Below are 21,962 nucleotides of genomic sequence, written 5' to 3'. Positions count from 1 at the left end.
GGCCGACAGCCCGTGAAACAGAAAGCCGGCGCAGAATATGCGTCGGCTTCTCTTGTTCTCAGCCGCGGCATTGCAGGCGCGGGAGAGCCCCGCTCCAGCCTTGGCCCGCGCCGTTCAGTAGGGGTGGATGCGGCCGTCCCAGGTATGGAAACAGCCGGTAGTATCCAGCGTCAGGATCTCGAATTCGTTGATCAGCCCAGCAACCGACTCCTGCACCGTGATATCGCCGTCATCACCACCCATGTCGGTCTGCACCCAGCCGGGGTGGTAGATGCCCACGGCAATCCCCTCCGGCTGCAGGTCGGTGGCCAGGTTGCGCCCGATATTCAGTGCCGCCGCCTTTGACGCCCGGTAGGCATAGCTGCCACCCGGCGCCCGGGTGTGGCTGGCCATCTGCGACGACAGGATGGCAATCTTGGGGTTTTCCGCCAGCCGCAAGTTCGGCAGCATAGCCTGAACCGTCAGGAATACACCAGTCACATTGGCCGCCAGGGTCTTGGTCCAGACCTCGGCGGAATAATCCTCCAGCCCCATCGCCTTGTCGATATAGACCCCGGCATTGCAGACCAGCAAATCCACCGGCCGGTTCCGGATCTGGGCGGCAAAGCGCGCCTGCTGGCCGGGGTCGGACACATCCAGCTTGACGCCGGAGGAATGATCTCGCGAGGTGCCCGTCACCTCGTACCCCGCCGCCTGCAGCTGTTTCACCAGCTCCTTGCCGATACCGCGGCTGGTTCCCGTTACAACTGCATGCATTCTGCCCTGCCCTTCAATTTGATTTACGTCCGGGACGGAACGGCAGCGGCAGCACCGGCACCCCTTCCTCGATCAGCTCCCGCGCATCTTCCAGCTTGGCCTCGCCGTGGATCGCCCGCTCCGGCGCCTCGCCCAGGTGCATCGCGCGCGCTTCCCGCACAAAATTGTTTCCGACATAGTCGGAGTTTTCCTCAACCTTCTTCCGCAGCTCGGCCAGCGCCTTCTCCACTTCGCCCGAAGGACGGCTCAGCATGCCCGGGCCTGAGGCCGCAGGCGCAGCTGCCGGGACAGGAGCCGGGGCGGCCGCAGCCGCCGGCTCCGGTTCCGGCTCACCGACGCCCGACACCGCCTTGCGGCCGGGGCGCACCCGCGGCGCCATGATGGCCTTGTCAACCTGCGTGCCGCCGCAGACAGCACAGGACACCATCCCGGCTGCTGCCAGCTTGTCGAAGGCCGCCGCCGACTGGAACCAGCTGTCAAAGCTGTGGCCGTCTGCACATTTGAGGCTGTATTGAATCATGATTTCCCTCTTAGCAGGAAAGGCTGATTAAATCTCCCTTTCCGGCAAGCGCAAGAGGTCTCTCGCGCCTAGCGCGCTGCTTTCCCGTGCTGCAGCCGGTGCTGCAAACGTGCAGCCAGTTCCTGGTGCGGAACGTCCGCTTCCACCGCCAGGCGCCTGAGGCCGAAATGCACATGCGCCATCTCGCGGTAATAGCCCGCGAAGACATAGTTCACCGCCGCCCCGGCCATGGCCCCGGCAATCGGCACTGCCTGGGCCGCCAGTTTCTGCCCCAGCACCGCGCCCAGCTTCGGCGCCACCTGGGCGATCAGCTTGTGCAGCCCGCCCGGCAGCCCCAGCCGGACCGAGATGAAGCCCAGATCGGCACCGTCATCCTCAGCCAGCGGGCCTGCCGCGGCAAAGACCTGAATGCAATCGAAGGTCACGCTCTCGGCCTCCGGGTCGAACCCCTCCGCTGCGGCGGCGCTCTGGATGGTTCGCAACAGAAACGCCGTGGTCGCCGGAAGCTCCACCAGCGCGCCCGGCAGGCCCGCGGCGCCGCCCGCAGCCCCCATAGCGGCGCTCACCATCCTGTCGACGCCGGGCTTCTGGTCCGGCACCAGGCGGCGCGACTGGCTGGCGCTCTTCATGGCAACCCGCAGGGCGGTCTCCGTGGCGCCCGTCAGCCCGGCCCGCACCGGTGCCGGCAGCCGCTCCAGCAGACTTTCTCCGCTGCCGCCGAGCCGGTTCAACAGATCGACGCCGAAACCGCCCGCCGCCCGGTGCCGCTGCGCCAGCGCGTCCAGCTCAGCCTCAATCTCCTGCGGGGTAAAGACCCGCGCGTTTGTCAGAACATCTGCCACTTGCGCCTCCTCTGCCCTCTAAAGATCGGCAGCTAAAGGCACAATTTCAAGCCTGCCAGCGGGTCACCTGCCCCTGGACGCCGTCCCAGGCGGCTTCCTGCAGCGCCAGCCCCAAAACCCGCTCAGGATTGGTGGGCGGCGGCATCTCGACACCGGAAAGCTTGGCGAAGCCGAACCGCTGGTAATAGGGCGCATCCCCCACCAGCATCACCCGCGCCCAGCCGGTTTCGCCGGCCTTGGCCAGACTGTCGCGAATCAGCGAACCGCCCAGACCTTCGCCCTGCCGGGTCGGGTGCACCGCCACCGGCCCCAAAAGCAGCGTCGGGGCTGTGCCGACCAGCACCGGCCAATAGCGGATTGCCGCCGCCAGAATGCCGTCGCTGTCGCGCGCCACTTCGCTCAGGCCCTCGACCGGCGGCACGCCGTCGCGCAGACGGTATGAGGACAGCGCCTCGCGCCCCGGCGCAAAGCACAGGTCATACAGCGCCTCGACCTCCCACCGGTCGTCCGGCCGCTCTGCCATCAATTCGATCACGCCGCCCCTGCCTCCGCGTTCTTCCCTGCAGGCTGGCATTCGGCCTAGCATGGGCGTAAGCCTTGGGCAAACATCTATATACCAGAGCAGGATGCAGAAATGTTCTACCGGCCCGAGGACGGCCACGGCCTCCCCCACAACCCGTTCAATGCCATTGTCACCCCGCGCCCGATCGGCTGGATCTCCAGCCGCTCGGCGGACGGCGTCAACAACCTGGCGCCCTATTCCTTCTTCAACGCTGTCGCCTACACCCCGCCGCAGGTGATGTTTGCCTCCACCAGCAGCAAGCCGGACCAGGACGGCACCAAGGACTCGGTCGCCAACATCGAGGCCACCGGCGTGTTCTGCGTCAACGTGGTGTCCTACGCGCTGCGCGACGCCATGAACGCCAGCTCCGGCGCGCTGCCCAAGGACGTGGATGAGTTCGCCCATGCCGGGCTGGAGGCCGTGGAATGCGAGACCATCGCCTGTTCCCGCGTCGCCGCAGCCCCCGCGGCACTGGAATGCAAGCTCACCCAAATCGTCACCCTGCCGGGCGAAGCCAACAAAGTGGTGTTCGGCGAGGTCACCGGCGTGCACCTGCGCGACGACTGCCTGCGAGACGGCACCTTCGATGTCACCGCGTACCAGCCGCTGGCGCGCCTCGGCTACCGGGATTATTCGGTGGTGCGCGACCTGTTCACACTGACCCGCCCCGACGACTGAGGCCCGCCATGCCGCTTCCCGACCCCCGCAAGCGCAATCCGATCATCCTGCCGGACGGCATGCCGCACACAGGCACGGTGATGCTGAGCCAAGTGCTGGACCATCCGAACATCAAGGCAGGCGACTACAGCTATGCCTCCGATTTCGATCCGCCGCAGGACTGGGCGCAGCACCTGGCGCCCTACCTGTTCCCCGGATCGCGCGAGCGGCTGGTGATCGGCCGCTTCTGCCAGATCGCCCACGGGGCGCGTTTCATCACCGCTTCGGCCAATCACGCGCAGGATGGGCTCAGCTGCTATCCCTTCCCGGTGTTCGACCCGGATCAGATGGCCGGCTTCCAGCCCGACACCCGTGACACCATCGTGGGCAATGACGTCTGGATCGGCTACGGCGCGCTGATCCTGCCCGGCGCCCGCATCGGCGACGGCGCCATCATCGGCGCCGGTGCTGTGGTGCGCGGCACCGTCCCGCCCTATGCCATCATCACCGGCAATCCAGGCGCGGTGCACAGTTACCGCTTCTCCAAACCCCAGATCGCCCGGCTGCTGGCGCTCAAATGGTGGGACTGGCCCGCGGACCTCATCACCGGCGCCGAACCGGCACTGCTGTCCGGCGACCTCGACATGCTGGAAAGCATCGCGCCGGACTGACACACTGCCGCTAAGCGCTTGCTGGCCTGGTGAGCCAGAAGCCGCCTTTGGAAATCAAAAAGCCCGCAGTCCTCAGAACTGCGGGCTTTTCTTTTTCATGCCGGGCCGCTCAGTGGCCGCCCAGGATCCCAGTCTTGACCGAATAATCCACCGCGACCTCGTATTCCGGGTCGTCGTCGCTGTCGACCATCAGGTGGCCCGCCTTGGTCAGCAGCTGGTGGCAATCCCGGCTCAGATGCCGCAGCACCAGCTTCTTGCCCTCTGCCTCATACTTGCCGGCCACCGCCTCGATCGCCTGCAGCGCCGACTGGTCCACCACCCGGCTGCGGGCAAAATCCACGATCACATGGTCCGGGTCCTTCGCCACATCAAACAGCTCGATGAACCCGTCTGTGGAGCCGAAGAACAGCGGCCCCTCGATCTCATAGACCTTGGCGCCCTTGTCGGTTGCGGACTCGCGGGTATAGGCGTGAATGCGGCGGGCGTTGTTCCAGGCATAGGCCAGGGCTGAGACGATGACCCCCACAACCACCGCAACCGCCAGGTCCGACATCACCGTCACGACAGTCACCAGCACAATCACAAAGGCATCCATCAGCGGCACCTTGGTCATGATCTTGAGGCTGTTCCAGGCAAACGTCCCGATCACCACCATGAACATCACCCCGACCAGCGCCGCCAGCGGGATCTGCTCGATCAGCGGCGAGGCCACCACGATGAACAAGAGCAGGAACAGCGCCGCGGCAATGCCCGCAATCCGCGTCCGGCCGCCGGATTTCACGTTGATCATCGACTGGCCGATCATCGCGCAGCCGCCCATGCCGCCGAAGAAGCCGGTCACCACGTTGGACGCACCCTGCGCGATACACTCCTGGCTGGCCCCGCCGCGCTTGCCGGTGATCTCCCCCACCAGGTTCAGCGTCAGCAAGCTCTCGATCAGGCCGATAGCGGCCAGGATCACCGCATAGGGCAGGATGATCCACAGTGTCTCAAGCGTGAACGGCGCCAGCGCAGTCCCGTAAAGCCCCTCACCGGTGCCAAACGGATTGTGGAACGCCGGGAAACCGCCCTCGATCGAGGCCATGTCGCCAACCCGCGGCACATCCAGCCCCAAGGCGATCACCAGAACCGCAACGATCCCGATCCCCGCCAGCGGCGCCGGGATAACAGAAGTGATCTTGGGCATGCCCCAGATGATCACCATGGTCAGCGCCACCAGCCCCAGCATCATGTAAAGCGAAGCGCCGCTCAGCCACTCGGCACCGCCCGAGCCCGGCACCTTGAACTGTGTGAGCTGCGCCAGGAAGATCACGATGGCCAGACCGTTCACAAACCCCAGCATCACCGGATGCGGCACCAGCCGGATGAACTTGCCCCAGTGCATGACCCCGGCAAAGATCTGCAAGATCCCCATCAACACCACCGTGGCAAACAGGTATTCCACCCCGTGCTGCGCCACCAGCGCCACCATCACCACCGCCAACGCGCCCGTCGCACCCGAGATCATGCCCGGCCGGCCACCGAACACGGCAGTGATCAGCCCGACCATGAAAGCCGCATAAAGCCCCACCAGCGGATGCACGCCCGCGACAAAGGCAAAGGCCACCGCCTCCGGCACCAGCGCCAGCGCCACGGTGAGGCCTGACAGCAATTCGGTGCGCACGCGGCCCGCGGTAAAGCCCTCATCCTGCATGATGGAGAGGTTCGGGGGGGAAATCTGCTTGGCCAGCAAAGCCACGGCTGCGCGTCTCATGTCAGGTACCTGTGCTCGGGAGGAGGAGTGTTCGCTGCCCGCCCCTAGCGGAAATATGCCAACGGGGCAAGGGCGCGGGGCATTTGAGCCACCCCACGCGCCCTCGCATGCCTCTGCCCGGCAGCTCTGCTGCGGCTTTTCTCAAAACCCGCGGGAACCGAACCCAGCGCCGGGCGTTTGTCCGATGAGTACTCACGCACAAGCCACCAACGAACAGAGGAGTGAACGCTATGAAAAAGCTGCTACTTTCCACGGCGCTTGCCGCCGTGACCACCTTCCCCGCCTTTGCATCCGACACCGCCATCGAGGAAGCAGCCGAGGCAACCGCTGAACAGGGTGCGGAGATGGCGTCCGACGCCGCAACCGCTGCTGAAGAAGCGGGCAATGCGGTGGCCGAAGAAGCCAGCGAAGCGGCCGCTGAAGCCGAAGCGGCGGCTGAAGAGGTAAGCGAAGAAGCTGCAGAGGCGGAAGCAGAGGTCGAAGCTGAAGCGGATGCCGCTGAAGCCGCAGAAACCGAAACCATGACCGATACCGAAGCCGCAGACGCCATGGCACCGCGCGACCCGTTCATGCGCGACGGCTACGTGACCGCGGAAGAGTCCGACCTGACAGCCGAAATGCTGACCGGCGCAGCCGCCTATGACGCCAACGACGAATGGATCGGCGAGGTGTCGGAACTGCTGCTGACCGACGACGGCAAGGTCAAATCCGCTGTTGTCGATGTGGGCGGTTTCCTTGGCCTGGGCGAAAAGCCGGTTGAACTGGACCTGTCGCAGATCGACATCCTGCGCGCCGAAGACGGCTCCGGCCTCCGCGTCTACATCTCCAAGACCGAGGAAGAGCTGAAGGCGATGCCCGACTACGAAGGCTGACCCTTGCCCAAGCACCCCCCAAAGAACCCGCCGCCCGGCGGGTTCTTTTTTTAACGCCGCGCGTGACCGCCTGATGCTGCAACAGGACGCAAGCCGCCCTCGCCCGGCCGGTGCACAGGGGGTGCACGCATGCCACCCCCCAATTTCCCGCCTTGGGCTTGCCAAATCCCGCCCCGCTTGCGCATATCCGAACCAGCAGCAACAGGAGGGCAGGACATGACCAGGGAAACCATGATCGCCGTGATCGGCGGTTCCGGCATTTACGAGATTGACGGGCTGGAAGATGCGCAGTGGGTCTCTGTCGACACGCCCTGGGGGGCGCCGTCGGACCACATTCTGACCGGCACCCTGGACGGCGTGAAAATGGCCTTCCTGCCCCGCCACGGCCGCGGCCATGTGCATTCCCCGACCGAAGTTCCTTACCGCGCCAACATCGACGCGCTGAAGCGGCTGGGCGTCACCGACGTGTTCTCCGTCTCCGCCTGCGGCTCTTTCCGCGAAGAAATGGCGCCGGGCGATTTTGTTGTTGTGGATCAATTTATTGACCGCACCTTCGCGCGTGAAAAGAGCTTCTTCGGCACTGGCTGCGTAGCCCATGTGAGCGTCGCGCATCCGACCTGCGAACGGCTCTCGGACGCGGCAGAAGCAGCGGCACGGGATGCCGGTGTCAAGGTGCACCGCGGCGGCACATACTTGTGCATGGAAGGGCCGCAATTCTCCTCGATGGCGGAATCGAAGCTCTACCGCGAGCAATGGGGCTGCGACGTTATCGGCATGACCAACATGCCCGAGGCCAAGCTCGCCCGCGAGGCGGAGCTGTGCTACGCCTCGGTTGCCATGGTCACCGATTACGACAGCTGGCACCCGGAGCACGGCGCGGTGGAAATTACTGACATCATTGCAACTTTGCAGGGGAACTCTGCCAACGCCCGCGAACTGGTGCGCCGCCTGCCCGGCCTTCTGGGGAAAGAGCGCGCAGATTGCCCGCACGGCTGCGACAAGGCGCTGGAATATGCCATCATGACCGCCCCGGAAAAGCGCGATCCGGCGCTGATCGCCAAGCTGGATGCAGTGGCGGGCCGGGTTCTGGGCTGAATCTCAGCACCGGCAGGAGCATCAGGGGCGCGGCACATGCCACGCCTTCCTTGTTTCCAATAATCAAAAACTGAGGCAACTGCCACTGCATCAATACACGGCCTGGGTGTTGTGAAAATTCTTCCGCACCCCTTGATTGAGGGCTCTCTCATTTCCTGAAGCGAATGTGCAAGCCGCGACACACTGCTCATAAATAAACTGTTTCTTAAGCTGACATTGCCCGGAAAACTGCTTGCCCTAGCGTAATCTTAAGAATGCCATCTTACGCTTGGGTATCAGAGCCCCTTGTTCCAATCAGCCTCCGGAGTACCATATGATCCAGCCGGTTATCAGCAGCATGCCTTCCCTTGACGACTTCCTGTTCAGCCATGACACCGCCCGGGAGGCAAACCAGGCCCCGGGCACAGCGGCTGACGCATTTGGTCTTCCCGACAGCCTGCTGCCCGGCGATGGCGACCATTTTGAATTCGCGGCGGCCGCACCAGCGCCGGCGCCCGGATCGCAGGGCCGCAGCGAAGACTCCCTCGATCCGGCCGCCCCGGATCCGGCAAGCTTCCCGGACGGTTCGATCAGCCTTGCTGTCAGCGTCAGCGCAGGATCCAGCCTCGCCGCATTCAGTGAAGCCTTTGGTGAGCTGACCGGGATGAGCGGGCTCGTCTTCATCGACGGGCAAGGTGCGGCCAAGGGCGGGAATGGCGGCGGCGGCGGCGGCGGAAACGGCGGTGGCAAAGGCGGCGGCGGGAACGGTGGCAACGGCGACGGTGGCGTGATGGACAGCTATGTTTCCGGCAATTCGGATGGATCAGGATTCAATATCGAGATTGTTTTCGAAGGCAGCTGGACAGCCGCATTGCAGCAAAGCTTTGTCGATGCCTCTGAACTGATCTCCGATATCATTCTGGGCGACATCGGGGATGTGTTCTTCCGCGGCAAGACCATTGACGACCTCCGCATCGAGGCCACGCTTTCCGACATCGACGGCAGCGGCGGCATCCTCGGGCAAGCCGGTCCGACGGCCTACCGCACCGCAGATTTCCTGCCCGCGATGGGGATCATGGAATTCGATACTGCCGATGCAGAAGCATATGATGCGGCCGGCCTATTCAACGACATCGTTTTCCACGAAATGATGCATGTCCTCGGCTTCGGCACCATGTGGGACAACATGGGGCTGATCGCAAACGGTCCCGGCGGGACGCTTGAATTCACCGGTGTGAATGCCGCCACTGCCTTTGCGCTTGAATTCGGCGCGGGCCCGGTGTCTGTCGAAACCGATGGCGGCCCGGGCACTGCCGGCGGCCATTGGAACGAAGGCGGCAGCGACGGCTTTGCATTCGGCAATGAAATCATGACCGGTTATATCAACGCCGACGGGAATTATCTCTCGAACACGACGATCGCTGCGCTGGAGGACATGGGCTACGACACAGTCTTCGACGCAGCCGATCCGCTTACAGCGACCTCGGGGCTCAATCTCTCGATTTTCAGCGACAACATGATTGGCTAGGGCGAGGCCCCCGGGACAAGGGCGGGCGCAGGCCGCCTGCCCTGTTCACGCGCCGGACCGGCTGGCTGGCCGGGAATGCGGCTTGCAACACGTTAACGGCACGCGCCATTCCCCCTTGCAAGCCTGCGCCGCATCGGTCAAACCGCCGTTGGCCTGGCGCAATCCGCCGGGCCGCTGTTGCCGTTCCGCCAAGGGAGAGCCCGCCCATGCCCAAGAAGCCTGCCGTCAAGGACTACATCCGCACCATCGTCGACTTCCCGCATGAAGGTATCATGTTCCGCGATGTGACCACGCTGTTTGCCGACCCTCGGGGTTTTCGCATGGCAATCGACCAGATGCTGCACCCCTACGCCGGTGAGCAGATCGACAAGGTGGTGGGGCTTGAGGCGCGCGGCTTCATCCTGGGCGGCGCCATTGCCCATCAGCTAGGCACCGGCTTTGTGCCGATCCGCAAGAAGGGCAAGCTGCCCGGCACCACCATCAGCCAGGACTACAAGCTGGAATACGGCGAGGCGATTGTGGAGATCCATGACGACGCCATCAAGCCGGGCGAGAAGATTCTGGTGGTGGACGACCTGCTGGCCACCGGCGGCACCGCGGGCGCGGGCATCAAGCTGATCGAGCGGCTGGGCGGTGAGATCATCTCCTGCGCCTTCATCGTCGATCTGCCGGAACTGGGCGGCCGCAAACTCTTGGAGGACATGGGCATGGACGTGCATGTGCTCTGCGAGTTCGAAGGCCTCTGAATCTCCTCTCCTGACCGTTCTCGCGGCCAGCCCGGCACTCCCGCCGGTCACGCGCCTTTCCTTGGAAAGGCTGTTCCCGTTGGGCATGGCCCCTTCAGGCCCCTTGGGCCGGAAGGCGCGCGCCGCGCGGCTGCGCGGCGCCGGGCCCAAAGCCGCCAAGCGGTCCGGCACAGCCGGGCAGCCGCAGGTGCGGGAGTGCGCCGCTCCTTAAGCGCGTCACTCCGCGCGCAGCACCGCGCCCGGGTTCATGATGCCATTGGGGTCCAGCGCCTGTTTGATGGCGCGCATCGCGGCCAGCTTGGCGGGATCGCCGTAGCGCTCTAGATCGCCTGATTTCATCCGCCCCACCCCGTGCTCGGCGCTAAAGGAGCCGCCGAAGGCCTGCACCAGATCATGCACCGCCGCATTGACCGCATCGCGCGAGGAGTCATAGTCCTCCCGCTTGCGGCCCTTGGCCGGGAACACGTTGTAATGCAGGTTGCCGTCGCCCAGGTGGCCAAAGCAGTTGATGCGGAATTCCCCGAGTTTCCCGACCGCTTCCCTGCCCTGTTCTATGAAGGCCGGGATTTCCGAAATCGGCACCGAAATATCATGGCTGGACACCGATCCGATGGCCTTATTTGCCAGCGGGATATGCTCGCGCACAGACCACAATGCCTGCCGCTGGCTGTCCGACTGGGCAATCACCCCGTCGCTGGCCAGCCCCGCCGCCTCGGCGGCTTCAAACAGGTCTGCCAGGGTTTCCTCCGCCTCCAGCCCGCGCGGCAGGCCCAGTTCGATCAGCACACACCATTCCGGCGCTTCAACAAAAGGCTGGCGGACCTGCGGCAGCGTCTCCGCCAGGAATTCCAGCCCTTGGCGGTGGATCAGCTCAAAGGCGCTGACGCCCTCGCCCGCGTTATCGCGGGCCAAAGCCAACAGATCGATGGCGGCCTGCGGATCCGTCACGGTGAAGACCGCGGTGCCTTGCGACGCCGGTATGGGCGAGAGTTTCAGCGCAGCTGCGGTGATCACGCCCAGAGTGCCCTCGGCCCCTATCAAGAGGTTCCTGAGATCATAGCCGGTGTTGTCCTTCCTCAGCCGCGACAAGCCGTGCCAGATTTCCCCCGTTGGCAGAACCGCTTCCAGCCCCAGGCAGAGGTCGCGGGCATTGCCGTAGCGCAGCACGTTGACGCCGCCGGCATTGGTCGAGAGGTTGCCACCGATCCGGGCCGAGCCTTCGGCCGCCAGCGACAGCGGGAACAAGCGACCCGCCGCCTGCGCCGCCGCCTGCACGTCGGCCAGAATGGCGCCGGCCTCGGCGATCAGCACATTCTCCCGGGCATGAACCGCCCGGATCACCGCCATCCGCTCCAGCGAGATCACCAGAGGAGCCGGCCCGTCCGGCATCACCTGGCCGCCAACCAGGCCGGTGCCGCCGCCATAAGGCACCACCGGCACCCGGGCGGAATTGGCTTTGCTGACCAGGATGGACACCTCCTCCACGCTGCGCGGCAGGGCCAGCAGCCCCGCCTGCCCCTGAAAGCGGCCGCGCGGCTCTTCCAGGTAACGCGGTTCAGCAGCGCGCAGCACGCCTTCAGGCAGCAGGCTTGAAAGGCGGGAGGAAAAGGCAGCGTCGGCGGGGTTCAGTGTCATGGCCTATCCATGCCGCAAGGCCCTGCGGCTGGCAAGCCAGCTCACTCTTCTTCCAGAAGGTATTTGGGCCGCAGGACATGGATGGTCGGGCGGCTGGGCAGGCTGCGCAGGGAGACGGCCAGCTCGCTGTTGCCCTCATCCACCACATCAAATTCCGGGCCGATCCGGGCCAGGAAGCGCTCCAGCGAGTAGTCGCTGAACCAGTGCATCGGGATGATCACCGAGGACCGCAGCCGCCCCAACACCTCCAGCATCTGATCAAGCGGCAGGGTGATACCGCCGTCCACCGCCGCCATCACCACGTCGAGCCGCCCAAGCGCTGCATATTGCTCTGGTGTCGGCACATGATGCAAGTGGCCCAGATGGCCGATGCACAGGCCCGCGGCCTCGAAGACAAAGATCGAATTACCGCGTTCCTCGACCCCGCCGAACATGTTGCGGATGTCGGTCGGGACATTCCGGATCAACATCTCGCCTAGGTCCAGATGATGCTCGATGCCCGCACCGAACGGCCCCCAGCCCTCCAGCACATGCGGGATGGCCGGGTCTGGATGGGCAGTCCAATGCGTTTCATGGGCGTGGTTCATTGTGACCACATCCGGGATCAGCGGCGCCGCACCGGTGAAGCCGGTAAAGTCGGTGACAACATTCAGTCCGCCCTCGGTGCGCAGCAAAAAGGAGGCATGAGCGATATAGCGGATCTGCACACTGTCCTCTGCAACCGGGTCCTGCCAGCTGGCCTGCTGCAGGTAGGCCAGTCCCGGTGCAGACTGGGCCAGGGCAATGCAATGGCTTTGCCGCCGCTCCTGCGCCTGCATGGCACTGGTGCAGAGGATCAGGCAAAGAAGGCTGATGTGACCGCGCATGAGGCAGGTTCTAGGGCGCAATCCGGTGTTGTCAGCCCTGTTCACTGAAAATTCAGGGCGAGGCGCTCCCGCCTGCTCCGGCAGAAGTGAACATTCTGCATCGCAGTTGGGCGTGGCGCGGGGCCTGCGGCCCGGCGCGGCTGGCGCATGGGTCTCTTGGTTTCTCCTGCCGCAAGGCCTTCTTGCGCCGCGCCGCATGTGCGGCGCCTGGCCCAACGGGAGCGCTGCATTTTCAATGCGGCAGCGACGGGCGGGAGTTCTCCCCGTTCTGCGGCGGCAGCGCCGGCTAGGCCTGCCCCGCCAGCGTCTTGCCGCGGCGGTCGTGGCGCAGGGAGGCATAAAGCACATGGGTGCGCCAGCGGCCGTTGATCTGCAGATAGGACTGGGCAACGCCCTCATATTTGAAGCCGGATTTCTCCAGCAATCCGCGCGACGCCTGGTTTTCCGGCAGGCAGGCGGCCTCGATCCGGCTCAGGTCCAGCTTGGTGAAGGCATGATGCACCACCGCGCCGATCGCTTCGCGCATGTAGCCCTGGCGCGCGAACGGCAGCCCGGTCCAGTACCCCAGCGTGCCCGCCTGCGCCGGGCCGCGGCGGATATTGTCCAGCGTGATCGCCCCCAACAGAACTTGATCGGACCGGCGCACCAGGAACAGCGGCAGCGCGGTGCCGCCGGACACCGAGCGGCGCGCCCAGTAGACCCGGTTGGTAAAGCTTTTGCGGCTGAGGTGATCCGCCGCCCAGCTCGGCTCCCACGGTGTCAGATAGGGCTGGCTTTGCAGCCGGAGTGCCGCCCAGCCGTGAAAATCCGCATGCACCGGCGGCCTGAGGGTCAGGCGCTCGGTTTCGATGCGGACCTTGCGGCGGGTGAGCAGCATCAGGCGGCGCGCCTCTCCTGCAGCCTCTCCAGCGCCGGGGCGTCCGCCACCGGGCCATAAAGCGCCAGCGCCGCAGGCGCCGATACCGCCATGATCTCAGCCAAGCCGCGCACGTCCTGGGTGGTCACTGCATTGATGCGTTCCACCGTGCGCTCCAGCGACGGCACCTTGCCCCAGATCTGCACCAGCCTCGCCAGCCGCTCCGCCCGGTTCGAGGGGCTTTCCAGCCCCATCAGCATCCCGGCCTTCATCTGGGCGCGGGCGCGTTCGACCTCGGCGTCGCTCATGTCATCCGCGGCGCGCTTCATCTCGTCGATGGTGATGCCTGCAAGTTCTTCCAGCTGTTCACCGGAGGTGCCCGCGTAGACCGTCATCGAGCCGGTATCGGCGTAAGAGCCCGCCTGCGAAAAGATCGTGTAGCAGAGGCCGCGCTTCTCGCGCACCTCTTGGAACAGCCGCGAGGACATGCCGCCGCCAAGCGCGCTGGCATAGATCTGCGCGGTGTACATCGACTGGTCGCGGTAGCCGGGACCTTCAAAGGCCAGCGCGAAATGCGCCTGCTCCAGGTCCTTCACCTGCCGCGCCTCGCCGCCGGTGAAGGTCGCGCCCTCGGCGGTGAAGTCCGGCTTGGCCTCCATATGGCCAAACAGCTGCTCCGCCAGTTTGACCAGTTCGTCATGATCCACACCGCCAGCGGCAGCGAGGATCATCTGGCCGGGGCCGTAGTGTTCACCGACAAAGCCCTGCAGATCCTCGCGGCTGAAGCTGCGCACACGTTCTGCAGGTCCCAGAATCGTGCGGCCCAACGGCTGCCCGCGGTAGCTTTCCTCCTGCAGCCAGTCAAAGATCACGTCATCCGGCGTGTCCAGCGACTGGCCGATCTCCTGCAGGATCACCCCGCGCTCAACCTCGATTTCGCGCTGGTCGAACACGGGGTTCAGCAGAATGTCCCCGATCACATCCACCGCCAGCGGCACGTCACCTTTCAGCACACGGGCGTAATAGGCCGTCACCTCGCGCGAGGTGTAGGCGTTTATGTAACCGCCCACATCCTCGATCTCCTCGGCGATCTGCAGGGCCGTACGGGTCTTGGTGCCCTTGAAGGCCATGTGCTCCAGGAAATGGGCGATGCCGTTCTGTTCAAGCCGCTCGTGGCGGCCGCCGGCTGTCACCCAGATCCCGACCGCCGCGGATTCCAGACCCGGCATATGCTCGGAGACGATGCGGAACCCGTTGGCGAGTGTGTGCTGCTGAACTGTCAATTCGCGATGTTCTTTCTGATGTGATCCTCAAGGGCAGCCAGATCGTTGGCGATCCGGGTGACCCGCTCCGGCCTCTCATACAGGTCGGACATGCGCGGCGGCAAGGGCGGATGAATGCCGCTGGCCTCTTCCACGGCAGCCGGGAATTTCGCCGGATGCGCGGTGGCCAGCGTGATCATCGGAACATCCGCCTTGCGGTGCTCGCTTGCGACCTTCACACCAACCGCGCCATGCGGGCACAGCAGCTCGCCCGAGGCGGCCAGTTCGGATTTGATGGTCGCCAGGGTTTCCTCCTCGGAGGTTCGGCCGGAGGCGTAATTCTCGGCCAGCGCCTGCATCGCACCCTGGGAGACGTCAAAGCCGCCGTTCTTCAGCTCGTCCATCAACTGAGCGATGGCCTTGCTGTCCTGGCCGTAGGCGTAGAACAGGGCGCGCTCGAAGTTCGACGAGACCTGAATGTCCATCGAGGGCGAGATCGAGGGCTGGGTCTCACCCTTGTAGTACCCCTGCCCCGACAGGCAGCGGTGCAGGATGTCGTTCTGGTTGGTGGCGACCACCAGCTGGTCGACCGGCAGGCCCATCTGCTTGGCAATGAAGCCCGCAAAGATGTCGCCGAAATTGCCGGTCGGCACGGTGAAGCTCACCTTGCGCTGCGGCGCGCCCAGAGACACTGCGGCGGAGAAATAATAGACCACCTGCGCCAGAACACGCGCGATGTTGATCGAGTTCACGCCGGCCAGTTTCACGCCATCGCGGAAGTCGAAGTCGTTGAACATGTCCTTCACACGCGCCTGACAGTCGTCAAAGTCGCCATCCACCGCCAGCGCATGCACATTGGCGTCCTGCGGCGTGGTCATCTGGCGGCGCTGCACCTCAGACACGCGGCCGTGCGGATAGAGGATGAAGACATCCACATTGCTCAGGCCCCGGAAGGCCTCCATCGCAGCCGATCCGGTGTCGCCGGAGGTGGCACCGGCAATGGTCACCCGATCGCCGCGGCGTTCCAGGGCTGCCTGAAACAGCTGGCCGATCAGCTGCATGGCGAAATCCTTGAACGCCAGCGTCGGGCCGTGGAACAGCTCTAGCAAGAAGTGGTTCGGCGCCAGCTGCTTCAAGGGCGCGCGGGCGGCGTGGCCGAAACCCTCGTAGGCGCGGGAGATGATGCCGCGGAATTCCTCATCAGTGAAACAGTCGCCCAGGAAGGGGCGCATCACGCGGAAGGCGGTTTCCTCATACGAAAGGCCCGCCAGCGCCGCGATGTCGTCATGCGACATCTGCGGAATTTCCGCGGGCACATAGAGGCCGCCATCGCGGGCCAGGCCGGTCAGCATCGCGTCTTCAAAGGTCAGCTCGGGCGCTTGGCCCCGGGTCGAGATATATTTCATCGCCTTCAGCTCTTCAGGTTCAAGGGCGGCTGCGCCGCAGGAAGTAGATGGTCATCGCCGCCCAGATCAGGGCCAGCGAAAACCAGGTGATCGCATATTGCAAGTGGTCATTGGGAATGCCGGTGGTGGAAACCGGAACCGGACGCAGGCCTGCCTCCCCTTCCGGGCTCGCGCGCAGGACAATCATCACGGGCTCAGAGCCCAGCTGCGCGGCCATCTGTCCGGTGTCGCGGGCATACCAGATGTTGCCTGCCAGATCCGGCGCGGGCGTGTAGCTGTCGGTTTCCTGCGGCCAGTGAATGTTGCCTTCGATAGCGGCGGGGCCGGACAGGCGCGCGGCCTGCTTTTCCTTCGCCGGGACAAAGCCGCGGTCGATCAGGATCCGGCGGCCGTCCTCCAAAGTGAACGGAGAAATCACACGGTAGCCGGGACCGATATCCTTAATCGAGGTGAGGACATGCAGCTCCTCCGCGCCGATCTCGCCCTTCAAGCGGACCGGGCGGTATTTGTCCGTTTCCGGGTCCGGTGCTTGCGGCAGCATTTCAGCGGCCTCGCCTGCAATGCGCTCCTCAATGGTCGCCAGGATGCCTTCCTTCCAGGCCTTGCGCTGCAACTGCCAAGAGCCCAGTCCGATCAGCACGGCCAGGCCCGCGCCGCTGATGATCAACAGGAAGATGACACGCCGCATAGGTGACGCTCCGCTTCGAAAAACAAGGCGCGCAAGGTGTCCCTTGCGCGCCCCGTGTGTGGCCTCATGCCTGCAGATAATCAACCGCAAACATGTAACCGTTACAAACCGCCCATTACAGTCCGGAAGTGCCCCAGATGTAGACGGCGAAGAACAGGAACAGCCAGACGACGTCCACGAAGTGCCAGTACCAGGCAGCCGCCTCGAACCCGACGTGCTGTTCCGGGGTGAAGTCGCCGCGCATGGCACGGACCAGGCAGACGGTCAGGAAGATGGTCCCGATGATCACGTGGAAGCCGTGGAAGCCGGTGGCCATGAAGAAGTTCGAGTAGAACTCGTCGCCGCCGAACTGCCAGCCTTCGTGCAGCAGGTGAGCGTATTCATAGCCCTGCAGCGCGGTGAAGGCTATGCCCAGAACGATACCGATGGCCAGGCCCTGCACCAGCGCCTTGCGGTCGTTGTTGTGCACCAGCGCGTGGTGCGCCCAGGTCACGGCACAGCCGGACAGCAGCAGGATCAGGGTGTTAATCAGCGGCAGGTGGAACGGGTCGACCGGCACGATGTCCGGCGCCACATACTCGGTGCCGATATAGGTCTCCATCGGGTACATGGCGTGTTTGAAGAACGACCAGAACCAGGCGAAGAAGAACATGACTTCGGACATCACGAACAGGATGAAGCCGTAGCGCAGGCCGATGCGGACAACCGGGGTGTGGTCGCCGACCTTGCTTTCGGCAACAACTTCCGACCACCAGGCGAAGGCCGAGTAGAGAACCGCGACAAAGCCGATCCAGAAGGCCCAGGCGGTCATGCCCTTCATCCAGAACACCGCGCCAACCAGCATGACGAAGGTGCCCACAGCGGCAGCCAGCGGCCAGATCGACGGCGGCAGAATGTGATAATCGTGATTTTTAGCGTGCGCCATTTAAGTGTCCCTCACCTAGCGGCCTAGTTCGTGGTTGCGCCTGCCCCGGTGTTATCCCCGGTGTCGAGAGCGGCATAGCCCTCAGGCAGATCGATTTCATGGAACGTGTACGACAGCGTGATCGTATGCACGTATTTTGCGTCCCGGTCGTCAATGATTTCCGGGTCGACGTAGAAGGTCACGGGCATCTGCACCCGCTCCCCTGGCTGAAGCACCTGCTCGGTAAAGCAGAAGCAGTCGATTTTCTCAAAGAAACCGCCGGCCTGATAAGGCGCCACGTTGTAGGACGCCTGCCCCGCAACGGGGCGGTCGGTCGGGTTGTAGGCCTCATAGAAGGCAAGGCCGGTTTCGCCGAGCTTGATCTCCATCTCGCGCTGGACCGGCTTGAACTCCCACGGCATGCCGCGTTGCTTGGAGCCGTCGAAGCGGACCTTGATGGTCTGGTCCAGGACGGTGTCGGAACCCGCGCTGGCAACGCCAGTGACGCCGCCAAAGCCGGTGACACGGCAGAACCAGTCGTAGAACGGGACCGAGGCCCAGGACAGGCCGCCCATCAGGACGACAACGCCGACCAGCTGGACAACAGTCTTCTTGGGTCCCTGCAGAGCCATCAGTTCTGCTCTCCCTGTGCGTCGGGGAACTTAAAGCTGTTGGAGGTCACCTTGACCATGGTCAGCGCCATGATCAGCACTACAAAGGCGGCCAGCGAAATGCCGACCCCCTTGTTGAGGCCAGAGCGCCGCTTGTGCACGTCGTGTTCCTTGCGCAGGGCCATTTTACCAGCCTCCCAGCCCATAGGGCTTCAGCAGGGCCTCGGCCAGGATGGCACCGAAATGCAGGAACAGGTACAGCAGCGACAGCTTGAAGAAGCTGCGCTCCACCTTGAAATTGTCCGCCTCGGAATCGTCTTCGTCGCGGCGGGTGATCTTCCAGGCGCCATGCAGGAACAGCGCGTTCATCACCAGCGCCGCGGCCAGGTAGATCGGCCCGCCGATGCCGGAGAAGGCAGTGCCGACGGCCAGAACCGCCAGCAGCACGGTGTAGACGAGGATATGCACCCGGGTGGCGCGGCGCCCGTGGGTAACGGTCAGCATCGGCACGCCTGCGTCGTCGTAATCCGAGCGCATGAACAGTGCCAGCGCCCAGAAGTGCGGCGGCGTCCACATGAAGGTCAGCAGGAACATCAGCCAGGGCTCAACAGACATGCTGCCGGTGGCCGCGATCCAGCCGATTACCGGCGGGAAGGCCCCCGCTGCACCGCCGATCACGATGTTCTGCGGCGTCGCCCGCTTCAGCCACATGGTGTAGACCACCACGTAAAAGAAAATGGTGAAGGCCAAAAACGCGCCGGCAAAGACATTGGCAGCCAGCGCCAGCATGATCACCGACAGCCCGGACAGCGCCAGACCGAAGGCCAGCGCCTCCCCTGGTTCGATCTTGCCGGCTGGAATCGGACGGGACTTGGTGCGCTTCATCACCTTGTCGATGTCGGCATCCCACCACATGTTCAGGGCGCCGGAAGCGCCGCCGCCGATAGCTATGAACAGGATGGCGCAAAAGCCGACAACAGGGTGCACCGATACCGGCGCAGCCAGAAGCCCCACCAGAGCGGTGAACACCACCAGCGACATGACACGGGGTTTCAGCAGGGCGAAGTAATCGCCAAAGCTGGCCTCGTCCTCATATGCCCGGCTTGCGTTGATGCTTGCGTCGCTCATCTTGGGTCCTTTGGCGGCAACAGGTGCGCATCGCTGCGCACCCTGATCTTGTCACTGTAGCACATGGTGCGTCTTCACACCCCACCTGCGCGTATCAGTTGGAAGCCACTTGGTAGGCCTGCGGGATGCCCGCGTATTCTTCCTTGGCGCCTTCCAGCCAGGCGTCATATTCTTCCTGGGTCACGACCTTGACGGTGATCGGCATGTAGGCGTGGTCCTTGCCGCACAGCTCGGAGCACTGGCCGAAGTAGACGCCTTCCTTGCCTTCGTCGACCTTGAACCACAGCTGTGCCAAACGGCCCGGAACGCCATCCTGCTTCACGCCGAAGGCCGGGATGGTCCAGGAATGGATCACGTCGGCTGCGGTCACGTTCATCACGATGGTCTTGCCCGAGGGCACGACAACGGCGGTGTCGGTGGCCAGCAGGTACTCGTCCTCGGCATAGCCGTTTGCAGCCAGCTGGTCCTTGGGCAGCAGGAAGCTTTCGAAGCCGAACTCGTGGTCGGTGTACTCATAGCCCCAGTACCACTGGTAGCCGGTCACCTTGATGTTGATGTCGCCTTCGGGGATCTCCTGCTGGGCGAACAGCTGCGGCAGCGAGAAGGAACCGATGAACACCAGCACCAGGATCGGGATCACGGTCCATGCGATCTCGATCGGGGTGTAGTGGCTGAACTTGGCCGGGGTCGGATTGGCGCGCTTGTTGAACCGCACGATCGCCCACAGCAGCAGGCCGCCCACGAAGATGCAGATTGCGGTGATGATCACCAGGATCATGTAGTCCAGCCGCTGCAGGCCGTCCGCCAGCGAGGTTGCCGCCGGCTGAAAGTTCAGCCCGCCGTCAACCGGCTTACCAATGGTTTTCAGGCCTTCTTGCGCCATGGCTGGAAGGCTCGAAAGGCCGGCGAAAAGGCCCGAAAGCATCAAAGCGTTTTTCATGTTCTGTCCTGATCGGTTGATCGCATTGTTCCTGCGGCAGCACGAAATGCAGGGGAATCACTTGATTCCACAAAACGCACCTGCCCCGTTGTCTTTGACGCAGCTTAAAATCATATTCGGGCGTGCAGATAAAGAGGCAGCCAAGCGTCAAACCGTCGCTTTCTTGATTTAGATCAAAAAAATCTGAGGACCGTGCCATGGAAAACCCAGCCTTCCGTCCCTTTGAAACCGCGCTTCCGGAGGATGAGGCGCTGGCCGCCCTGCGTGATGCGCTGAACGGGGCCGAGGATGGCGAGATCTTTGCCGAGCGCCGCAAATCGGAGGCCCTGTCATTTGACGACGGGCGGCTGCGCAGTGCCAGCTATGATGCTTCCGAAGGCTTTGGTTTGCGGGCCGTTAACGGTGATGTGGCGGGATATGCCCATTCCACCGACGTCTCCATCGCGTCGCTCAGGCGGGCGGCGGAGACCGCCAAGCTGGCGGTTGGCGACGGCGGCGGCACCTACGCGGACCCGCCGCAGGCGACCAACAAGAAACTTTACACCGATGCCGATCCGATCAGCGCCATGCCGTTCCCGGTCAAGGTGGAGACGCTGCGCGAAATTGATGCCTATGCACGTGATCTGGATCAACGCGTGGTGCAGGTGTCCGCGTCGCTGGCCGCCTCGCTGCAGGAGGTGGAGATCCTGCGGGCCGACGGGGTGCGGGTGCGCGACACCCGCCCGATGGCACGGCTGAACGTTTCGGTGATCGTCGAAAAGGACGGCCGCCGCGAAAGCGGCTCCGCTGGCGGCGGCGGGCGGCTGGGCCTCGACGGGCTGGTCGACCCCAGGCACTGGCAAGCCCAGGTGCAGGAGGCGCTGCGCATCGCCCTGGTCAATCTGGACGCGGTCCCTGCCCCGGCCGGCGAAATGGACGTGGTGCTCGGCCCCGGCTGGCCCGGCATCCTGCTGCATGAGGCGATCGGCCACGGGCTGGAGGGCGATTTCAACCGCAAGGGATCCTCTGCCTTTGCAGGCCTGATGGGCCAGCAGATCGCAGCCAGGGGTGTCACCGTGCTGGATGACGGCACCATCCCGGACCGGCGCGGCTCCATTACGGTGGACGATGAAGGCACGCCGAGCCAGAAAACCACGCTGATCGAGGACGGCATCCTGGTCGGTTTCATGCAGGACCGTCAGAACGCGCGGCTGATGGGGGTCTCCCCCACCGGAAACGGGCGCCGCCAAAGCTACGCGCATGCGCCGATGCCGCGGATGACCAACACCTACATGCTGGGCGGTGAGGCCGATCCAGGTGATCTGGTGGCGGGCATCAAGGACGGCATCTGGGCAGTGGGCTTCGGCGGCGGCCAGGTCGACATTACCAATGGCAAGTTCGTGTTCTCCTGCACCGAGGCCTACAGGGTGAAAGACGGCAAGGTCGGCGCGCCGGTGAAGGGCGCCACCCTGATCGGCGACGGCGCCACCGCGCTCAAGCAGATTCGCGGTCTCGGCAACGACATGGCGCTGGATCCCGGCATGGGCAACTGCGGCAAGGCCGGTCAATGGGTGCCGGTCGGTGTCGGCCAGCCCTCGGTGCTGATGGGCGGGCTGACCGTGGGCGGCTCGGCCGCGTAAATTCGCAGCAAATCCGTGTGAATGCCGCAAAAAGCGGGGGATTTCCCCCGCTTTCAACGCTCTGTT

24 protein-coding genes are annotated in these 21,962 nt (G+C 64.3%); 7 read left to right on the top strand and 17 right to left on the bottom strand.

The genetic code is table 11. The features are described from left to right. Positions 1 to 114 precede the first annotated feature (114 nt). From LHL23_RS11985 to LHL23_RS11970, 4 genes are all read right to left on the bottom strand, one after another. Complete coding sequence (locus tag LHL23_RS11985) at positions 115 to 756, bottom strand: SDR family oxidoreductase (protein WP_226430023.1); 642 nt, start codon at positions 754 to 756, stop codon at positions 115 to 117. Between the two features lie 13 nt (positions 757 to 769). After that, entirely contained in the window at positions 770 to 1,276 is a 507-nt protein-coding gene (locus LHL23_RS11980; protein ID WP_226430022.1) for a DUF1178 family protein, read from the bottom strand. A 68-nt stretch (positions 1,277 to 1,344) separates the two neighbouring features. Then, positions 1,345 to 2,118: an EcsC family protein gene (locus LHL23_RS11975; RefSeq protein WP_226430021.1), complete on the bottom strand. Its 774-nt coding sequence runs from the start codon at positions 2,116 to 2,118 to the stop codon at positions 1,345 to 1,347. A 46-nt stretch (positions 2,119 to 2,164) separates the two neighbouring features. Then, positions 2,165 to 2,653, bottom strand: a complete 489-nt coding sequence (locus tag LHL23_RS11970; RefSeq protein ID WP_226430020.1) for a GNAT family N-acetyltransferase — start codon at positions 2,651 to 2,653, stop codon at positions 2,165 to 2,167. A gap of 99 nt (positions 2,654 to 2,752) precedes the next feature. Here LHL23_RS11970 and LHL23_RS11965 point away from each other — a divergent pair, with 99 nt between their 5' ends. Next, entirely contained in the window at positions 2,753 to 3,358 is a 606-nt protein-coding gene (locus tag LHL23_RS11965) for a flavin reductase family protein (RefSeq protein ID WP_222480618.1), read from the top strand. An 8-nt stretch (positions 3,359 to 3,366) separates the two neighbouring features. Continuing rightward, positions 3,367 to 4,008, top strand: coding sequence for a CatB-related O-acetyltransferase (locus tag LHL23_RS11960; protein ID WP_226430019.1), 642 nt, complete (start codon positions 3,367 to 3,369; stop codon positions 4,006 to 4,008). Between the two features lie 109 nt (positions 4,009 to 4,117). Here the strand turns inward: LHL23_RS11960 and LHL23_RS11955 are convergent, their stop codons facing one another. Further along, positions 4,118 to 5,761, bottom strand: a complete 1,644-nt coding sequence (locus LHL23_RS11955; protein ID WP_226430018.1) for a SulP family inorganic anion transporter — start codon at positions 5,759 to 5,761, stop codon at positions 4,118 to 4,120. Between the two features lie 230 nt (positions 5,762 to 5,991). Between LHL23_RS11955 and LHL23_RS11950 the strand changes: the two genes are divergently transcribed. The 4 genes from LHL23_RS11950 to LHL23_RS11935 all read left to right on the top strand — a co-directional run bounded on the left by LHL23_RS11950 (position 5,992) and on the right by LHL23_RS11935 (position 9,981). After that, positions 5,992 to 6,633 carry a PRC-barrel domain-containing protein gene (locus tag LHL23_RS11950; RefSeq protein WP_226430017.1) on the top strand — a complete coding sequence of 214 codons (642 nt, stop codon included), beginning with the start codon at positions 5,992 to 5,994 and terminating at the stop codon, positions 6,631 to 6,633. Positions 6,634 to 6,849: 216 nt separating this feature from the next. Then, on the top strand, positions 6,850 to 7,728 hold the full coding sequence (locus tag LHL23_RS11945; protein ID WP_226430016.1) for an S-methyl-5'-thioadenosine phosphorylase: 879 nt from the start codon (positions 6,850 to 6,852) through the stop codon (positions 7,726 to 7,728). 313 nt (positions 7,729 to 8,041) lie between these two features. Then, positions 8,042 to 9,235 carry a leishmanolysin-related zinc metalloendopeptidase gene (locus tag LHL23_RS11940; protein WP_226430015.1) on the top strand — a complete coding sequence of 398 codons (1,194 nt, stop codon included), beginning with the start codon at positions 8,042 to 8,044 and terminating at the stop codon, positions 9,233 to 9,235. Positions 9,236 to 9,441: 206 nt separating this feature from the next. Beyond that, positions 9,442 to 9,981, top strand: coding sequence for an adenine phosphoribosyltransferase (locus LHL23_RS11935; RefSeq protein ID WP_226430014.1), 540 nt, complete (start codon positions 9,442 to 9,444; stop codon positions 9,979 to 9,981). Between the two features lie 216 nt (positions 9,982 to 10,197). On the opposite strand, the gene LHL23_RS11930 is transcribed toward LHL23_RS11935, so the two are convergent. The 12 genes from LHL23_RS11930 to LHL23_RS11875 all read right to left on the bottom strand — a co-directional run bounded on the left by LHL23_RS11930 (position 10,198) and on the right by LHL23_RS11875 (position 20,476). Further along, complete coding sequence (locus tag LHL23_RS11930) at positions 10,198 to 11,616, bottom strand: FAD-binding oxidoreductase (RefSeq protein WP_226430013.1); 1,419 nt, start codon at positions 11,614 to 11,616, stop codon at positions 10,198 to 10,200. A 41-nt stretch (positions 11,617 to 11,657) separates the two neighbouring features. Next, positions 11,658 to 12,482, bottom strand: coding sequence for an MBL fold metallo-hydrolase (locus LHL23_RS11925; protein ID WP_226430012.1), 825 nt, complete (start codon positions 12,480 to 12,482; stop codon positions 11,658 to 11,660). 286 nt (positions 12,483 to 12,768) lie between these two features. Continuing rightward, positions 12,769 to 13,359 carry a GNAT family N-acetyltransferase gene (locus LHL23_RS11920; RefSeq protein ID WP_226430011.1) on the bottom strand — a complete coding sequence of 197 codons (591 nt, stop codon included), beginning with the start codon at positions 13,357 to 13,359 and terminating at the stop codon, positions 12,769 to 12,771. Further along, positions 13,359 to 14,621, bottom strand: a complete 1,263-nt coding sequence (locus LHL23_RS11915; protein ID WP_226430010.1) for a M16 family metallopeptidase — start codon at positions 14,619 to 14,621, stop codon at positions 13,359 to 13,361. Before LHL23_RS11915 ends, LHL23_RS11920 begins: the two co-directional genes overlap by 1 nt. After that, a complete protein-coding gene (gene thrC, locus LHL23_RS11910; protein ID WP_226430009.1) occupies positions 14,618 to 16,006 on the bottom strand; it encodes a threonine synthase in 1,389 nt (462 codons plus the stop codon). Before thrC ends, LHL23_RS11915 begins: the two co-directional genes overlap by 4 nt. A 19-nt stretch (positions 16,007 to 16,025) precedes the next feature. Continuing rightward, a complete protein-coding gene (locus tag LHL23_RS11905; RefSeq protein ID WP_226430008.1) occupies positions 16,026 to 16,694 on the bottom strand; it encodes an SURF1 family protein in 669 nt (222 codons plus the stop codon). 115 nt (positions 16,695 to 16,809) lie between these two features. After that, a complete protein-coding gene (locus LHL23_RS11900; protein ID WP_222480591.1) occupies positions 16,810 to 17,619 on the bottom strand; it encodes a cytochrome c oxidase subunit 3 in 810 nt (269 codons plus the stop codon). Between the two features lie 23 nt (positions 17,620 to 17,642). After that, positions 17,643 to 18,230 (bottom strand): cytochrome c oxidase assembly protein, encoded by a 588-nt coding sequence (locus tag LHL23_RS11895; protein WP_222480589.1) that lies wholly within the window; start codon positions 18,228 to 18,230, stop codon positions 17,643 to 17,645. Further along, a complete protein-coding gene (locus LHL23_RS11890; RefSeq protein ID WP_222480587.1) occupies positions 18,230 to 18,394 on the bottom strand; it encodes a cytochrome C oxidase assembly protein in 165 nt (54 codons plus the stop codon). The genes LHL23_RS11895 and LHL23_RS11890 overlap by 1 nt, the downstream gene beginning before the upstream one ends. A gap of 1 nt (position 18,395) precedes the next feature. Beyond that, a complete protein-coding gene (cyoE, locus tag LHL23_RS11885; RefSeq protein WP_226430007.1) occupies positions 18,396 to 19,337 on the bottom strand; it encodes a heme o synthase in 942 nt (313 codons plus the stop codon). Positions 19,338 to 19,431: 94 nt separating this feature from the next. Next, positions 19,432 to 20,277, bottom strand: coding sequence for a cytochrome c oxidase subunit II (gene coxB / locus LHL23_RS11880; protein WP_226430006.1), 846 nt, complete (start codon positions 20,275 to 20,277; stop codon positions 19,432 to 19,434). Beyond that, positions 20,189 to 20,476, bottom strand: a complete 288-nt coding sequence (locus LHL23_RS11875) for a hypothetical protein (protein WP_222481186.1) — start codon at positions 20,474 to 20,476, stop codon at positions 20,189 to 20,191. Before LHL23_RS11875 ends, coxB begins: the two co-directional genes overlap by 89 nt. Here LHL23_RS11875 and tldD point away from each other — a divergent pair. Further along, positions 20,475 to 21,896 carry a metalloprotease TldD gene (gene tldD, locus LHL23_RS11870; protein WP_226430005.1) on the top strand — a complete coding sequence of 474 codons (1,422 nt, stop codon included), beginning with the start codon at positions 20,475 to 20,477 and terminating at the stop codon, positions 21,894 to 21,896. The two genes, LHL23_RS11875 and tldD, sit on opposite strands and share 2 nt — an antisense overlap. Positions 21,897 to 21,962: the final 66 nt, after the last annotated feature.

The organism is Leisingera sp. McT4-56, assembly GCF_020514995.1.
In the GTDB taxonomy this organism is placed as follows: Bacteria; Pseudomonadota; Alphaproteobacteria; order Rhodobacterales; family Rhodobacteraceae; genus Leisingera; species Leisingera aquaemixtae_A.
Note: the sequence above shows the minus strand (reverse complement) of the source record. Positions and strands in the feature narration are given on the sequence as shown.